General features: G+C 41.0%; 15 protein-coding genes. 5 read left to right on the top strand and 10 right to left on the bottom strand.

Annotated features, from left to right (window positions below; genetic code table 11):
- Nucleotides 1–53: 53 nt before the first annotated feature.
- Entirely contained in the window at nt 54–980 is a 927-nt protein-coding gene (locus ACSSVW_RS06100) for a manganese-dependent inorganic pyrophosphatase (protein WP_036971127.1), read from the bottom strand.
- A 151-nt stretch (nt 981–1,131) separates the two neighbouring features.
- Here ACSSVW_RS06100 and ACSSVW_RS06095 point away from each other — a divergent pair, with 151 nt between their 5' ends.
- A complete protein-coding gene (locus ACSSVW_RS06095) occupies nt 1,132–1,641 on the top strand; it encodes a hypothetical protein (protein WP_454179021.1) in 510 nt (169 codons plus the stop codon).
- Complete coding sequence (mutM, locus tag ACSSVW_RS06090) at nt 1,634–2,443, top strand: bifunctional DNA-formamidopyrimidine glycosylase/DNA-(apurinic or apyrimidinic site) lyase (protein ID WP_196857573.1); 810 nt, start codon at nt 1,634–1,636, stop codon at nt 2,441–2,443. Before ACSSVW_RS06095 ends, mutM begins: the two co-directional genes overlap by 8 nt.
- A gap of 50 nt (nt 2,444–2,493) precedes the next feature.
- On the opposite strand, the gene ACSSVW_RS06085 is transcribed toward mutM, so the two are convergent.
- The 4 genes from ACSSVW_RS06085 to ACSSVW_RS06070 are packed head-to-tail and all read right to left on the bottom strand — an operon-like array spanning nt 2,494 to nt 6,106.
- Complete coding sequence (locus ACSSVW_RS06085; protein WP_454179020.1) at nt 2,494–2,982, bottom strand: DUF3299 domain-containing protein; 489 nt, start codon at nt 2,980–2,982, stop codon at nt 2,494–2,496.
- An 8-nt stretch (nt 2,983–2,990) separates the two neighbouring features.
- Entirely contained in the window at nt 2,991–4,331 is a 1,341-nt protein-coding gene (locus ACSSVW_RS06080; RefSeq protein ID WP_454179019.1) for an ABC transporter permease, read from the bottom strand.
- Complete coding sequence (locus tag ACSSVW_RS06075) at nt 4,318–5,016, bottom strand: ABC transporter ATP-binding protein (RefSeq protein WP_454179018.1); 699 nt, start codon at nt 5,014–5,016, stop codon at nt 4,318–4,320. The genes ACSSVW_RS06080 and ACSSVW_RS06075 overlap by 14 nt, the downstream gene beginning before the upstream one ends.
- Nucleotides 5,017–5,032: 16 nt before the next feature.
- On the bottom strand, nt 5,033–6,106 hold the full coding sequence (locus ACSSVW_RS06070) for a CDP-glycerol glycerophosphotransferase family protein (RefSeq protein ID WP_454179017.1): 1,074 nt from the start codon (nt 6,104–6,106) through the stop codon (nt 5,033–5,035).
- Nucleotides 6,107–6,323: 217 nt separating this feature from the next.
- Between ACSSVW_RS06070 and ACSSVW_RS06065 the strand changes: the two genes are divergently transcribed.
- The gene (locus ACSSVW_RS06065) at nt 6,324–7,430 is read left to right on the top strand and encodes a phosphoribosylaminoimidazolesuccinocarboxamide synthase (RefSeq protein WP_036971109.1); all 1,107 of its coding nucleotides are present in this window, start codon (nt 6,324–6,326) and stop codon (nt 7,428–7,430) included.
- Nucleotides 7,431–7,745: 315 nt separating this feature from the next.
- On the opposite strand, the gene ACSSVW_RS06060 is transcribed toward ACSSVW_RS06065, so the two are convergent.
- Both ACSSVW_RS06060 and ACSSVW_RS06055 read right to left on the bottom strand, forming a co-directional pair.
- Nucleotides 7,746–8,753 (bottom strand): glycosyltransferase family 9 protein, encoded by a 1,008-nt coding sequence (locus ACSSVW_RS06060; RefSeq protein WP_454179016.1) that lies wholly within the window; start codon nt 8,751–8,753, stop codon nt 7,746–7,748.
- A gap of 31 nt (nt 8,754–8,784) precedes the next feature.
- On the bottom strand, nt 8,785–9,534 hold the full coding sequence (locus ACSSVW_RS06055) for a glycosyltransferase family 25 protein (protein WP_454179015.1): 750 nt from the start codon (nt 9,532–9,534) through the stop codon (nt 8,785–8,787).
- A 126-nt stretch (nt 9,535–9,660) separates the two neighbouring features.
- On the opposite strand from ACSSVW_RS06055, the gene ACSSVW_RS06050 reads away from it, so the two are divergent.
- Entirely contained in the window at nt 9,661–10,497 is an 837-nt protein-coding gene (locus tag ACSSVW_RS06050; protein ID WP_199524352.1) for a sulfurtransferase, read from the top strand.
- Here the strand turns inward: ACSSVW_RS06050 and ACSSVW_RS06045 are convergent.
- From ACSSVW_RS06045 to ACSSVW_RS06035, 3 genes are all read right to left on the bottom strand, one after another.
- Complete coding sequence (locus ACSSVW_RS06045; protein ID WP_454179014.1) at nt 10,472–12,010, bottom strand: tetratricopeptide repeat-containing sulfotransferase family protein; 1,539 nt, start codon at nt 12,008–12,010, stop codon at nt 10,472–10,474. The two genes, ACSSVW_RS06050 and ACSSVW_RS06045, sit on opposite strands and share 26 nt — an antisense overlap.
- Nucleotides 12,011–12,065: 55 nt before the next feature.
- Nucleotides 12,066–14,498, bottom strand: coding sequence for a TonB-dependent receptor (locus tag ACSSVW_RS06040; RefSeq protein WP_454179013.1), 2,433 nt, complete (start codon nt 14,496–14,498; stop codon nt 12,066–12,068).
- Nucleotides 14,499–14,679: 181 nt separating this feature from the next.
- Complete coding sequence (locus ACSSVW_RS06035) at nt 14,680–15,036, bottom strand: DUF5522 domain-containing protein (protein WP_074988837.1); 357 nt, start codon at nt 15,034–15,036, stop codon at nt 14,680–14,682.
- A gap of 43 nt (nt 15,037–15,079) precedes the next feature.
- Between ACSSVW_RS06035 and ACSSVW_RS06030 the strand changes: the two genes are divergently transcribed.
- Nucleotides 15,080–15,400, top strand: coding sequence for a hypothetical protein (locus ACSSVW_RS06030; protein ID WP_182396117.1), 321 nt, complete (start codon nt 15,080–15,082; stop codon nt 15,398–15,400).
- Nucleotides 15,401–15,412 lie beyond the last annotated feature (12 nt).

Below are 15,412 nucleotides of genomic sequence, written 5' to 3'. Positions count from 1 at the left end.
AGCCGATTTAATATCGGCTTTTACTTATCTATATTCGGCACCGCGAATGACTATTAGATTTTTGCGAATGCGTCTTGTAGTGGCGGTACAACTTGCTTTTTACGGCTTAAAACACCATCTAACCATACTTTGCCATTCTCAGATTTAACATCATATGCCGCTTCAATAACAGCAACGTCATCAGAGCTTATCAGCATCTGTGAGCCTTCTTTCATGATATCTGTTAATAGTAGTAATACTGAGTGACGGCCGCCTTCTTCTTTTAGCTTCACGATGTCAGCTTCAAGGTCTGCTTTGATCTCATCAAAAACAGCAAGGTCAATGACTTCTAGTTGACCAATACCGACTAGCTTGCCGTTCATGTTGAAGTCTTTAAAATCACGCATAACTAGGTCGCGAGCTGGCGTGCCTTCTACTGCAGATTTTACTTTGAACATTTCCATGCCAAGTTCTTTGAAATCTTCGATACCGGCAATGTCAGCAAGTGCTTCAACACACTTAATATCAGCAGTGGTGCATGTTGGTGATTTAAAGATAACGGTGTCGCTTAAAATAGCGCATAACATGATGCCCGCGATGTCTTTCGGGATTTCTACATTGTAAAAATCATACATCATTTTAATAATGGTATTTGAGCAACCCACCGGACGAATCCAACACTCAAGAGGTGTTGATGATGTTAAGTCGCCTAATTTGTGGTGATCGACTACACCTACAACGCGTGCTTCGTCGATGTCATCAGGTGCTTGTGTTTTTTCTGTATGGTCAACGATATAAACGTCTTCACCTGCGTAGCTAAGTTTAAGCTCAGGTGCTTCGAAGCCAAATTTATCTAAGATAAATTGTGTTTCAGGTGATATTTCACCTAAACGCGTTGGAATGGCCGGTTCATTGATTTGGTTTTTTAAGTAAGCAAGCGCAATTGCACCGCAAATTGAATCTGAATCAGGGATCTTATGGCCCACTACATACATTGACATTGACGGAACTCCTTTAAATTTGGCAGATATTTTAGCAAAGTCTCTACAGATTGATACATAACAGACATGAAATTTTGTTGATCAATTACAACTGCCAATTAACCAGAATTTTAGTTACACTTTAACGTATTGAAAGTAGAGGAAGATACACATGCGATTGAGCAGAAAAGCGTGGAATAATGTGGTCATTATTTCAATGCTATTGATGATTTTTTTCTTCAATGGTTTACATAAAAAGCTCAATACTCAACCTGCAGAGGACGGCATGCACGCGCTGCTACCTGAACAAAGTTTTATTTTGGCGATGGCATTTCCCGAACTTAAAATTGAGCGAATTGGCACTTCTTGGCGTAGTCAAATATTACAAGAAACAACATGGCACGGGGATGAACAAGCGTTAGAGCAATTAGTTGAGCTGTGGCAGCATCAACAGCTCAATCTTGCAAGTATACCTGTGAGTAAGCTTTCGAAGACATCAGCGAACTATGTTGCTTCAGTGTGGTTAGCGGGTGAGCAATTACCTGCGGTGTATCAACTTTATACCATTGAAGGAAATTACTACCTACTCGATAAGCGGTTACAGCGTGTATTTGCGCTTGAACACGCCGATGCCACTCAGTTATTTCCGTTATATCCGTTTAAGAGAATGACAGATGCCTGAATTACCAGAAGTTGAAGTAAGTCGGTTGGGGATTACTCCGCATGTGCTCGACCACGTAGTGACTAAAGTGAATATTCATAATGCCAGCATGCGCTGGCCAGTGCCTGATGATGTATATCAGTTACAAGGTCTTAAAGTTAACTCGATTGAACGCAGAGCAAAGTATTTATTACTGGGTTGTGAGCGTGGAAGTGTCATATTACATTTGGGAATGTCAGGCAATTTACGCGTTGTGAATGCCGATGAACCACTTAAAAAACATGACCATATCGAGTTTGTTTTAGAGTCTGGAAAAGCGCTTAGGCTAAATGATGCGCGCCGCTTTGGGGCATGTTTATGGCAAGCACCTGGCGAATGCCATACTTTACTGACCAAGCTAGGCCCAGAACCTCTTACTGATGATTTTTTTGCTGAGCGTGTTTACGAGCAATCAAGAAACAAGAAAGTACCGGTTAAGCAATTTATTATGGATAATGCCGTGGTTGTTGGTGTGGGGAATATCTACGCCAATGAGTCGCTATTTAAAGCGGGGATCCACCCCAAACGTGAAGCGGGAAAGGTATCCTTAAAACGTTATCAACAATTAGTGCCTATAATTAAAGACACACTAGCTGCGGCGATTACTCAAGGCGGCACGACGTTAAAAGATTTTGCGCAAAGTGATGGTAAACCGGGTTATTTTGCTCAGCAATTATTGGTGTATGGCCGCAAAGGTGAGCCGTGCGTTACCTGTAAAGAGCCGTTAAAAGAAATTAGATTAGGCCAAAGAAGTACCGTGTTTTGTGCAAATTGCCAAAAATAAGCGTGTATTAATAAGGCAGTAAAAAGCACGCCCGTTGGCGTGCTTTTTAATTATAGCTCGAACGAGGCAACACCGACGGCTTTCATTTTATAGCCTACTTGGGCTATTTCACCGGACCAAGTCTCAGTGCTTATTACCCCTGTTACCACAATGGCATCATATAGGCTCTCGATTGGTACGCCACCTTTAATGGTTACATGAACAATTTGATTAGGCGGTGGAGGTGGCACATGAATACAAGCACCAAAATACGGCACAAGTAAAAATTCAGTAATTACCTCACTGTCCCCTTCAAGCGGGACGACAAAGCCCGGAAGACTGACTGATTGGCCATCAAGTTCTTTGACTACAGGAGCATCAAGGTCTGGTTGTACCCAGTTTTGCTCGCTGCCTTCATGGTTTGCTTGTGCTTGCGTGTCAATTTGCACGTGCCCTTTAGGGATTAAATCTTCCCAGAAGATTTCCTTTGGTGGTCCAGCATAAGCCCCTGTGCATAGTAATAATGTCGCTAAGACTGCAAACTTTTGAAAAAACTGCATAACATTCCTTAAATTTTAATACTCATACCATCTGCAAGTGAGTAGAAATACGCGCGGGTCGCAGGAATTAACCCAACAATAAAGCCTGCTGCTATTATCGCAGCTAATAGCATGAGTTCATAGGATGACAATAACGCTATATTTAGACTTATTCCTGCATGGCTTTGCAAGTAATCTGCGCTCAGTAGCATTAAGCCATAGAACAGTACAATGCCGAGCAGGCAACCTAACCCAGTGATGAGAATCGATTCAACACTGATCAAGGTGAATATATGCCACGGTCTCGCGCCAACAGAACGCAAAATTGCCAACTCTCTTCGGCGTTGGTTTAGGCTCGATAACAGGCTAGTTAGCATACCAAGTAAACTAATTAAGACCACGACGATGGAAAACAGCAGCAAGATTTTTTCGACAATTGACAGCATCTCCCACAGTTCACGCAATGTGACTCCCGGCATAATCGCTAATAAAGCCTCCGGTTTATATTGGTTGATATTACGGCGAACTTGTAATGTGTAAAGCGGTGAATCGAAGCCAAGCAAAAAAGCGGTAATTTGCTTAGGATTTCCAACCAAATTAATCTCGTCATGCTCATGCTCATGCTCATGCTCATGCTCATGCTCATGCTCATGCTCATGCTCAAGCTCAAGCTCAAGCTCATGCTCATGCTCATGAGATTCATCTTCGACATGGTCGGCTTCGTGCGTATGAGATTTACCATGAATCGTGTCAATTGCAGCAAGTGGTATATGGAGAGTTTTATCAACCGGCGTACCTGTTGGCTCTAAAATACCGACTACCGTGAATGGGTTATCATCATGATTATGAAAACTAGTGTTACCCATGCCATGCGCAATAACGACTTTATCGCCCAATTTATAATTAAGCGAACTGGCAACTTCTGAACCCAGCACCACTTCAAATAAGTGATTAAACTGCTGGCCTGATGCAAAACGAAGAGGCTGCTTTTTTCCGAACCGATAATGGTTGAAATAATCTTTATTGGTCCCGAGCACTGCCAGGCCTTTGTGACTATCACCCAACGACAGTGGAATGGCCCATTTTACGCCACGTTGTTGCGTAATGTATTGATAGCTGTGCCAGCTAACCCCGTTATTAGCATGGCCAATACGAAACACCGAAGATAACAATAATTGGATGTCGCCGGTGCGAGCACCAACAATTAAGTCAGTGCCGGAAATCGTGTTACTAAAGCTACTTTTAGCATCGACCCGCACTCGCTCAATTGACATCAAGAGCATGACGCTAATGGCAATCGTAAATAAGGTGAGTAAGGCACTGGCTTTGCGGTTTAGTAAACTTTTAATCGCGAGTTTAAGCAGCGACATGTGTGCCTCCTTGTAACTCAACAAGGTTAACACTGCGCTTAAAAAGCCCTTGCAAGGTTTCGTCATGGCTTACAAATACCAGTGTACTGTGCGTTGCTTTAGCTTGTTCAAACAGCAGTTTAACGAATGCTTGGCGATTTTGTGTATCGAGTGCGGAGGTCGGTTCATCGGCAATAATAATTTCAGGGCTGCCAATGAATGCACGTGCAGCTGCAACCCGTTGTTGCTGACCGATGCTCAGTTTAGAGACAGCCTGATGCTGTAACGCATCTGTCAAACCAAGTGCTGTTAAAAGACGACTTGCTTCAAGGTTAATAGAAGGGCTGTTATTAAGCGCCTGCTTTTGCCGTAATTTAGAAAATTGGCAGCCTAAAATTACGTTTTCAATAGGTGATAAATACGGCAATAAGTTAAATTTTTGAAAAATATAACCAATGTGATCGGCTCGAAAACGATCGCGTTTACTATTACTTAATTGGTTAATAGCCTTATCTAAAAGAGTGATAGTCCCTTGGTTGGGAGTGGTGACGCCCGCAAGCAAAGACAATAGCGTCGACTTACCACAACCACTCGGGCCATGTAAAAACACATGCTCACCTTGCTCAATATGCAGCGAAGCAATATTAATGGTGGGCGAAGCTTGTTGTGCGTGCCATTTAAATAGCACATTTGAAAGCGTGATCATAACGACCTATTCGTTGTTACCATCGCCAGTAATTTAACTTTTTACGCATTTTAAAATTACGAATAAAGTTACGTGGTTTTGGCTTAAGTACTGGATTGTTCAATAGTAATTCATTGCTTGCTGCAAGTACACGCTGACTCGATAAGCCATCTTGGTAGGGGTGCAACTGCTGACAAAAGTGCTCAATTTTTGTCATCAGCTCAGAAGGCGTTGTGAGCGCATAATCGATTGCGTCTTCAACTTTATCTGGGTTTGTTACATCAATAAGGTGCTCATCGGGTGCTTGATTACAAAAAGTTACCACGGGCTTTCTTTGCAGTAAAAACATCAGCAGAATAGAGGAGGTATCACAGAGCATGACATCTGCCGCTTGTAGTAGCGGTAATACGTTATCGGTTTCTACGAAAGTTAAATTATCGTTTTGTAAGGCTTTATATTGCTCGACTAACTCACTCGGCATTTTTGGGTGGAATTGCACTAAAATACGCCACTTACCTTGCTGACTGTATGCTTTAATGTGTTCGTAAAGTTTAGGGGCTAGCGATAATCGCTTTGAAAACGTTGAGCAGATCAATAAGGTTTTTCTAGGATCATTTGGGTTTTTATAAGGGTTATTTGCGATCTGTGAAAAGAACGGATCGAGCGTTGGCCAACCGGTTTCTTTCACTTCAAAAAAGCCATGTTTTGTTGCAAGTGCCTTAAATGGAGCCGTTGTATTCGGTCCTTGAGTACAATATAAGTCAAAACAACCACGAATTTTAAAGTGATCATTCTCGCCTTTTCTGTTTAGCTTTCCGGCATCAAACCCATGAAAAACGCCGACTTTAATTCCTGGAATAAATGTAGGAATAATATTTGAAGGTGCATAAACAACATCAGGTTGCCAGTTGTGAACTTCTTCTATTGTACTCAGAGTCTGTTCACCCTCATTTAAGAATTCATGATTAACGTTGCTACCCTCTAAAAACCACCTAACTTGGCCACCGCGCGCTAAGATTTCTTGCTGTAATGGGCGCAAAATAGCGTACGAATAGTTTTGTGAAATATACATTAAGTATTTTTTTTCTGCGGTAGCTGTTAAGTAATCCAAAAAAACCTCCTATTGCGAGAGGCGTATTATAGCTAAATATTGTTTATGACAGCAAAATTACGGAGATTTTAATTTTTTTTGATTTTATCTGCGGAGCCTCGTAGCGGATCTGAGCGCAATGATTGAGCTTTCACAGCGTCTAGATTATTATAGGCGGCCATAACCCCAATCCCATACATGTGCTTTTAAGAGCATGCCAAATACTATCGGAGATAGCATGACTAGCTATAAAGTTTTAGACGTAAACGATGATTTACCGATCCGTACCAAAGGTGCGGTACACAGTGGTAAAGTGCGTTCAGTTTATTGGTTAACTGATGAGGACAGCGCGCGTTTAATTAGTGAAAAAGGGTATCAGGTTCCAAAGGGGACTGAGCTTGCTATTATGGTTATCTCTGACCGTATTTCAGCATTTGATTGTATTTGGCAAGGTGAGAATGGCTTAAATGGCGTGCCTGGTAAGGGGATCGCGTTAAACTCAGTTGCATCTCATTGGTTTAAATTGTTTGATAAAGCAGGCCTTGCTGGTAACCATATCGTTGATATTCCTCACCCTTATGTGTGGATTGTACGCAAAGCAAGTACAGTCAAAGTGGAAGCAATTGCACGCCAATACATCACGGGCAGCATGTGGCGCGATTACGCAAAGGGTACCCGTAACTTTTGTGGTATCGATTTACCAGAAGGTCTAACAGCAAATCAAAAGCTAGATAACGTACTTATCACTCCTTCAACGAAAGGAATTATTACCGGCGTAGCTGAGATCCCCGAAGTGGATGATGTCAATATCACGCGTGAAAACATCACTAATAACTTGTCAGTGTTTAATTTTAAGTCGGAAGATGATGTTGCGAAGTACGAACAGTTACTGGTTGAAGGCTTTAAATTAATCAGCGAAGAGCTTGCTAAACTTGACCAAATTTTTGTAGATACGAAATTTGAGTTTGGTTACGTTGAAGACGTTGATGGTTCTGACAAACTTATATACATCGACGAAGTGGGTACACCTGATTCATCACGTATTTGGGATGGGCAAGCGTATCGCGATGGTAAAATTATCGAAAACTCTAAAGAAGGCTTCCGTCAGTTATTAATCAATAATGTGCCTGACAGTGATGTATTATTAAACAAAGATCGTATGGATGAGCGTGAGCAGCTTGCAAAAGACTACACCTTGCCAGAATCTGTGATGCTTGAGGTATCTGATACTTATGTGGGTATTGCAAGTAAGATCATTGGCCAAGAGATCACTATTCCAAGTGATCCACGCAGTGAAGTGATTGCCATTTTAGATACAGAATACGGCTTAATTAAGCAGGGCTAAGCTGTATTCTTTCGTAAGTGACGCACTGATGTAGCGTATAAAAGCCAAGTTTGCTAAAAGGGCACTTGGCTTTTTTGTTTCGAGATGGGTTAAATATGATACCAACCCGCAATAGTGCTTAATCATTGTGAGGGATTAAACCCGTCACTACCTGTGTTAAAAATTTCTTATTTACGACTGCATGGATGCAGGAGGTAGAGCAATGCAGGAGCAATTGCCGAGAACAACTAAATAACGAAATTTTTGCTTTGTTATCAACGAGGTTTTATTGTCTCAAAATAGACCACTTAATTAAGCGAGTTGCTATTACTCGTTTTAAATAAGCTGAGTCACAGCATGACTAATCTGTTCAGGCTTTATATCGCGAATAAATTCACTTTCTTTAAGTTGCTGACCATTGGCGACTAAGGCAATATAATTTTTTTGTTTTGGAGCAACCGTGCTCCAAGGTGAAGTACCTAAACCAACAACGGCAATGAAAGGAACATTGACAGCTGCAGCTATATGCATTGGTCCAGAATCGATTGATATTAGCAAGTCTAAGCTAGCAATTACATCAATCATTTCAATAAGTGATGTTTTACCAACTAAGTTAGTGATATGGATTGTATCTTGTTGAAGCTGAGAAGTTAGAAGCTCTGAGTCTTTTTTTTCAGTTGGATCGCCGACAAGATAGAAATGACAACTTTTATATTCAGCATTTATTTTTTGCAAAGCGTCAATTGCTAAGTCTACAGGATAGTGACGGTGTCCTTTGTTTGTCCCGCCAAAATAAATACCAATATTTTTTCTTTCACTTTTCTTAATTATCAAGTTACTTTTTTTATAATGTAAATTGGTATTGGGAAATTGGGAGAAAGGCTCGCCGTGACTTTCATTGACTAAGCGACAATAACGATAAATATAATGGTGGTTTTTATTCAGCTTAAACTTATGTGTTAAGAGTGGAGAGCGGCCGTTTTGTGCATAACCAACACGAAACTTTATACACGCTGCGTAACATAGTAGTGCTTCAGAAAGAGAATTACGGAGTATGATTGCTAGTCCTATATTCTTTTCTTTTAACTTTTTCGCTTGGCCTAATAAAGAAGTAGGTTGGTTTTTGTTAAACCTTTCATCACTGATAACATGGATTGTTTCATCTCTAGCAAGAATATCAACTAGATGAGGACGAGCAAGAACGTAAATTTGTTTTTGTGGATAAAGATTTTTTAATATGCCGATTGTAGGGGTACAGTTGACAACATCACCAATAAATTTTGGTAATACAATTAGTACATTTCCGCTGATTGAGAGGTTATTTATAGTTGATAAGTTTTTCATTAGTATTTAAATATGCTTCAACAATCCGTTTTTATATATTTGTTATAACTATTTTCTCAATATCTGCTGTTTTCACTTTTCGTTGCAAATACATGTAAGTTCTATACTTTAGGTTCCTAAGGAATGTGGATCGTGATGAGTGCCTTCCTGAATTTGCCATCACTATATCACTTTCAAAACTTCTGTCTTCTGAAATTGGATAGGGTTTGATACCTAGCATTTGCAGCCCTACCTCGCTATGGAATTGCATATCCACATCGACAGGCCGGCAGAAGGGTTTTCGAGTAAGTAATTTTTTTGCTCCAGGTAAACTTATTAAGTATCCCTGTGTGCCATTTGGGGCTTTTCGATAATTACCAAGTGTGAAATTATGTTGAAGGCTTTTGCTATCAATAAACGGAAAATCTCTGTTGTCAGAAAGCTTAATGAGATCCCAACCATGCAGCGAACTTGATAATTCTATGATTGATATTAGGTGCTCTTCAATAAACAGGTCGTCTTCAAGCACTAAACAATGATTAATTTTTTCATCGACCATTTTTTGCCATATACGCATGTGGCTTACATAGCAGCCTATTTCGCCTAGCGTTAAGTCACGATGATATTTTTGTTTATTGTTTTGCGGTGAATACCACTCATCTAATTGCTCTTTAGTGAGTTCCTTGCCAATTGTCGCAGGAAACCTCTCGGCGCTGATACCTATGTTCGTAAGTCTATTATTGAGTGTTTTCCAGCGCTTTTCACTGCCTTGCATGTTAATGACAAATATAGGAACTGACATGACTTCTATTAATTAACCTTTTCTAATTTTTATTCTAACATTTAGAATAAAAGATACATCCAGAATTTGAAAGTTTGATGAATTGCGTTTGCAGCGTTTAAACACTTATGACTAAACAGGAATTAAATGAAAAATATAGTCTCAGCCTCATGGTTAAATAATAACCTGACAGCGAAGGATCTGGTTATTTTTGATGCGGGTATGGTTCGCCCAGGTCAGGAGGGCAGCTACGCTCCAGCCGCTATGCTACCGAATGCACAGCGCTTTGATTTTAAAAATACACTGGCTGATAACAGTAATCCGGTCCCAAGTATGATGTGTAGTAGCGAGCAATTCACCGAACACATGCAAGTCGCGGGAGTTAATCAGAATTCACGTGTTGTCATTTATGAAGACCAAGGTTTATTTAGTTCAGCACGGGCATGGTGGATGTTTAAGGCTATGGGCTTTGATAACGTAAAAGTCTTAAGTGGAGGTTTAGCAAAGTGGTTGGCTCAGGGATTTGATGTTCATTCTGAGTATTACACGCCGACAACAAAAGGTAACTTTGTCGCACAGCCCCGTAAAGATTATTTTATCACGGCAGAACAGGTACTAAATTCACTTTCAGATACGAGTATTATCACGCTAGATGCAAGGCCTACAGCTCGTTTTACTGGCGAGCAAGCAGAGCCACGTGATGGCATGCGCAGTGGTCATATTCCGGGTAGTCGTTCTTTACCTTTGTCAGATGTATTGAATGACGGGGAGCTTAAGTCTCTTGATGCATTACACACATTGTTCAACTCACATGTAAATGGACACACTCAGCTGCAATTTAGCTGTGGCTCAGGAGTGACGGCCTGTGCCCTTGCTTTGTGTGCGGATGAGTGTGGTTATACTAACCTTCGGGTTTACGATGGTTCATGGAGTGAGTGGGGAGCTTGTCACGATTTACCTATTGAAAAAGGTCCGCATCAATAAATGCAGCGTAGTTATGCCAGCTGCCGATACTATTTTTGTTAAGTGGCTGGCGAATTTGCTTTTTACTCGCTGTCGCAGATGCTGCGTTATTTTTATAAAATGCCAAACAGCTTGCTTGCCAATTTAAGTTACAAAATGCATAAAGCTTTTGGGTTTGTTTAATTGGCTCTTCGACTAACTGCTCGTAACTCTGTAAATACACTTGTTTAGGGTACTTAGTGGCAAAGTGCGTCGCTAAAGCGGTGTAGTCTTGGTGAAAGGCGACAATATCGTAAAATGTAAAGCTGTAATGGTGAAAGACACTTTGCGGGTTATATAACTGCCTGTAATTGGCTACGCTGCAATCATGCCAATTTCGTTGCATACACACTATTTTGGCGTGAGGAAAAGCCGCTAAAATAAAATCAATATAGTAAAAATTAAACGGTTGTTTATCACAACTGCGCAGTGTGTTACTGAGTTTTTCGGCTCGTTGTTGGTAGTGGGTTATTGTTTGGTGAATGTCAGCGCTAGCGTAAGCCTTTGCGAACATTTCACTATCAATAACACGGTTTGATTGTGTGCCATGTTGCATGAGTTGTGCGATATCATTCAGTTCGCCAATCCCTTGTAATTCATCACTTTGGTTAAGTATTTTTTCAACGAGAGTGGTGCCTGACCGCGGCATCCCTACAACAAACACAGGGGCAAAGTCAGAGTTACTAGGGGTTAATTGACTGTGTGTGCTGTGTCTCATTAATGTTTGGCAGAACTGACGATGTTGCTGTGATTGATAGTTAAGTTGTTGCGCAATAGCTTGTTTACTGTGCGTAAAGTACTTAAATGCATTCTCGTAGTCGTTTAAATGCTCATAATTTAAAGCAAGACTATGGAAATACGCCTGTTGATCACTCGCTGTATGTACGCGTTGAGCTTGGGGGTGTAACACGTTTAAGTGCTGCTTAGCTTCTTCGGTATTGTTCAACTCGGCCAGTGAATAATGGGCTTGATAATAGTGCTCGTGTTCAGTAATAAGCTGCTTTAATAATGTTTTAGCTTCGCCAAACAGGCCGTGAACTTTTAAGGCCACTGCTAAGTTATAGCTTATTTGAGGTGTTTGCTTATCAAGTTGATAGGCTGATTGTTGAAATGTAAGGGCATCATCATAATAGCCTAAGCGAGTTGCAATGTTGGCGAGTGTATCTAACTCCAACGCACTGTAATGCTGTGTTGCCATTGCACTTTTATAATGAACAGTGGCGCGACTTATCTCCCCTCGCAATATAAGGTGCTTAGCGAGGTTTAAATGATAAATATTTAAAGGCTCAATACTGAGGGCTTTTTCAATTAACTTAACCGCTTTATTTAAATCACCGGCAGCTGTATTTACTTCACTGAGTAAAAAGTAGCTAACGTGATCATGCGGGTTTTGCTGCAGGCGTAAAACTAACTGCTGGTGGGCTTCAGCCAGTTGTTTATTCGCTAGAAGTTGATGTATATGTGTGCGAAGCGCGTGTTGAGTACTATTAAGCATGGTTCATCTTAAAAGCCTTGCGGTAAACCAGCAAGGCTTTTATGAGATAGGCTAATTATAGCTCAAAGTTATAACTAAATTTTAAGCCAATAGTACGGGGTGCTGTTGTGTAGTGGCCATATACACGTTGTAACTCAGGTAACTCTTTGTTTAGCTCAGCATATTGAGACTGTCCTGCCCATGACTTATCACGGCGTACAGAGGTAAATGCATACTTATCAAAAAGGTTATCGATGTATAAGGTTGCTGACCACATATCGCCTGTAATTTTTGCTGATAAATTGCTAAGAGCGTAACCTGGCAGTATTTCACCGTCAGCTTTTAAACCTACTTTTGTGATTACATCGCTTTGGGCTGTAATCCCGTAGTTTACGCTAAGTAACTTATCACCGAGGATGTCTTGCTCATAACGCAGACCAAATGAGAACTGATGTTCAGGTGCTCCCGGTAAACGGTCTCCTTTTGCGCCGTCATAGTAGCTTTGATAGTGTGCAAGTTTGTCATCAAGAACACCAAATAAATAAGGTGTATCTTCAGTTAGCTCTGCTTTAGCGTACGCGTAGGTTGCATAAGCAGCCCATCTGTCGCCAATCATGGCACGGGTAGACAGTTCAACACCTTTTGAGTTGGCAGAGCCTGCATTTGACGTGATAAGTTCTTGGCCGTTAACAGTACTGCTGCCGACTTGCGCATCTTTCCAATCAACGTTGAATAGCGCGGCATTAAAGTGCAAGCGATTACGCAACCACGATGATTTAAAACCAAGCTCGTAGTTAACGGTGGTATCCGGTTTATAATCTTCTTCGTTTGGAAGTGCACAAACGATTTGTTGCTCTGGCAATACGTCTGGGCATGGTGCAATCCCATTACCACCACCAATACGGAAACCTTCACTGACGGTAAAGTAAGCAAGAATACCATTATCAAACGTGTAATTAGCATTAAACTTAAATAAGTTACCACTATCGCTTGCACTGACATTTTCCATTACTAGGTTATCAAGTGAATCAAAGTCGCCTGAATATAGTGGTGTTGCAGAGCCCGACGAAGTCGATACGTCATATTCATAAAAACGCGCACCTAAAGTGACATCAAACTGATCAGTGATGCTGTAGCCAATTTCACCGAAAATAGCTTTTTCAGTGGTTTCATTATCTGAAATGAGAATGTATTCAAGATCTTCTTCTACATTTAAAATGCCACCCCCCCAGTACTCAGTAAGACCCGGCGTATACTCGCGGTCATCAGAGTGGCTTTCTAGTTTGTTGTAGAAACCGCCGACAATCCAGTTGAGGTTACCACTGCTGTTTGATACGAGGCGCAGCTCTTGAGTGAAATTATCGCGCTCTGATGTATCGTGCGTGTAACCAACAAATGCAGGGAAATCAGCATAGCCAGACCAAATATCGTAGAGTAGGTCTGTTTGGTCTCGTTGACCCGACTGCTCGTAGCTTGACCAGCCAGATGCTGAAACAAGTTCAGCAAAACCAAGATCTGCTTTTATTTCTAAGCTTAATAAATCGTTTTCTTCTTCTCCAGGTTCAAGCACTCGCGCGACATTGTCGTATTTACCTAGTACGCCTTGCAAAGCACTGCTATCAGCCAACGAGCCGTATTGCGATGTTGAGTTGCCGCCATTTTCTTGTTTTTGATAGAAGTAGTTAAGCGTTGCATCAACTGTTTCTGTTGCTAACCAACGAAGTGATAAGCGGGCAGTGGTAATTTGCTCATCGTTCACGTCACTGACGCTTTTAAGGTTCGCATTAACGTCGCTACTGTCGCTAAAGTCAGGATTTGGGTTAGACACACCCGGCTCTTTAACCACGTGGGTGTAATCAATGTAACCTGGATTATCGTAATAGTTCAAGCTGGCACGTAATGCGAGTTTATCGTCAATGAGTGGGGTGTTAAATACCACACCAAACTCACCGCCAGTGCCATCACTTTCATTCATGCTGAATACATCACCGGTTACTTTACCTTCAGTGATATCAAGTTCTGGCTGCTTTAATAAATAGCGAATTGCGCCACCTAAAGTACCTGCACCATACAGGGTGCCCTGCGGACCAATGAGGACCTCTACACGGTCAACATCAGTTAAACGCAAATCGATGCTGAGCGGTATTTCACCAACATAAGTTGCAACAGTGCCACTGTCAGAAATACGGTCTGAGGTATTTGTATTAAGACCACGTACAATGATCGGAGACCCTTCACGACCACCTTGGTCAGAAATTGTTAAACCGGGTACCCAGCGTGCAACATCTTCAAGATCGCCAATATTCTGATCGCTAATTACATCACCATTTAAAGCGGTGATATTAAGTGGCGCATCTTGTACTGAACCTGCTCGTCGCGTTGCAGTGATTTGAATAGTTTCAATTGATTTATCAAGTTCAACAGTATCATCAGCAGCGAGTGCGATGTTGCTATTGATTAAAACCGCAGAAATTGCACTGGCAAGTAGAGCAGGCTTAAAGGTATTCATGTTTGATTCCGATAAAGTTACAGTAAAATTATGCTTAAAAAACACACTAAGTTAATAGTTTAAGCAATAAATAAAGGATATTAAGTGAATTTATATCCAATTATAATGTATTTTTATTCTTGCAGTCATGCGTTATTTGCAATTAAATGCAAAATAATTGAATAAATACTCTACTTTACTGTTATTTATCGGTAAATGGGCAGTGAGTGCAGCCATTGGAACAGCAATGACCACGCTTTAAAAAGAACCAGCGGCTAAATACCATGTAGTTGTTCTGCATTGTGTAATCGAGATTTTCTATTAAGTTTCCATGATGCGAAAAGGGTTTAGCAAAAGCCAATTGCTGTGCAAGGGGCTGTTCATATAGTGTAGATAAAAATAGATTTATCTTTTTAATTGTACAATCACGGCATAAACAGGATGTTGCGGCGTCATCAAGTGGTAAAATAGCAGGTAACTCATTACACCAGCATGCGTTTATATCGTCGGCACGACATGTCAGTGTCGCATTACACTGTGAACAACTAAGGATGGTCATTGGCTAGAAGTAATTTTTTGGTATTAATAGGTAAGCATAGCAAATGGATAAATTAGACGCACTAAGTCAGTTTGCGAGTTTTGGTAAGAAACGCGAGCAAGCTGTGGCTGTAATCGTTAATACCGCAGATGATCAAGGCGCTATATATACACTAACAAAAGCAACTTTTTGTAATGTACTAGAGCGTGTGATCAGCAATGAAATTGATATTGATGAGTTAGAATTATGGGCGAGTGTTTTAGAGTCACGCCAAGATATCGATGAAAGTGCTGTTGAAGGGGCTATTTTTGCGTTGAGTAATGCTGAGCAAATGGGCGAGCTGAATAAAGAGACGCTGATTACGTTATTAGCACTTATTAAGTAACTTTTGTTGGCC

It is taken from the genome of Pseudoalteromonas sp. MBR-15, assembly GCF_053628915.1.
This window is presented reverse-complemented; position numbering and strand designations above follow the sequence as displayed.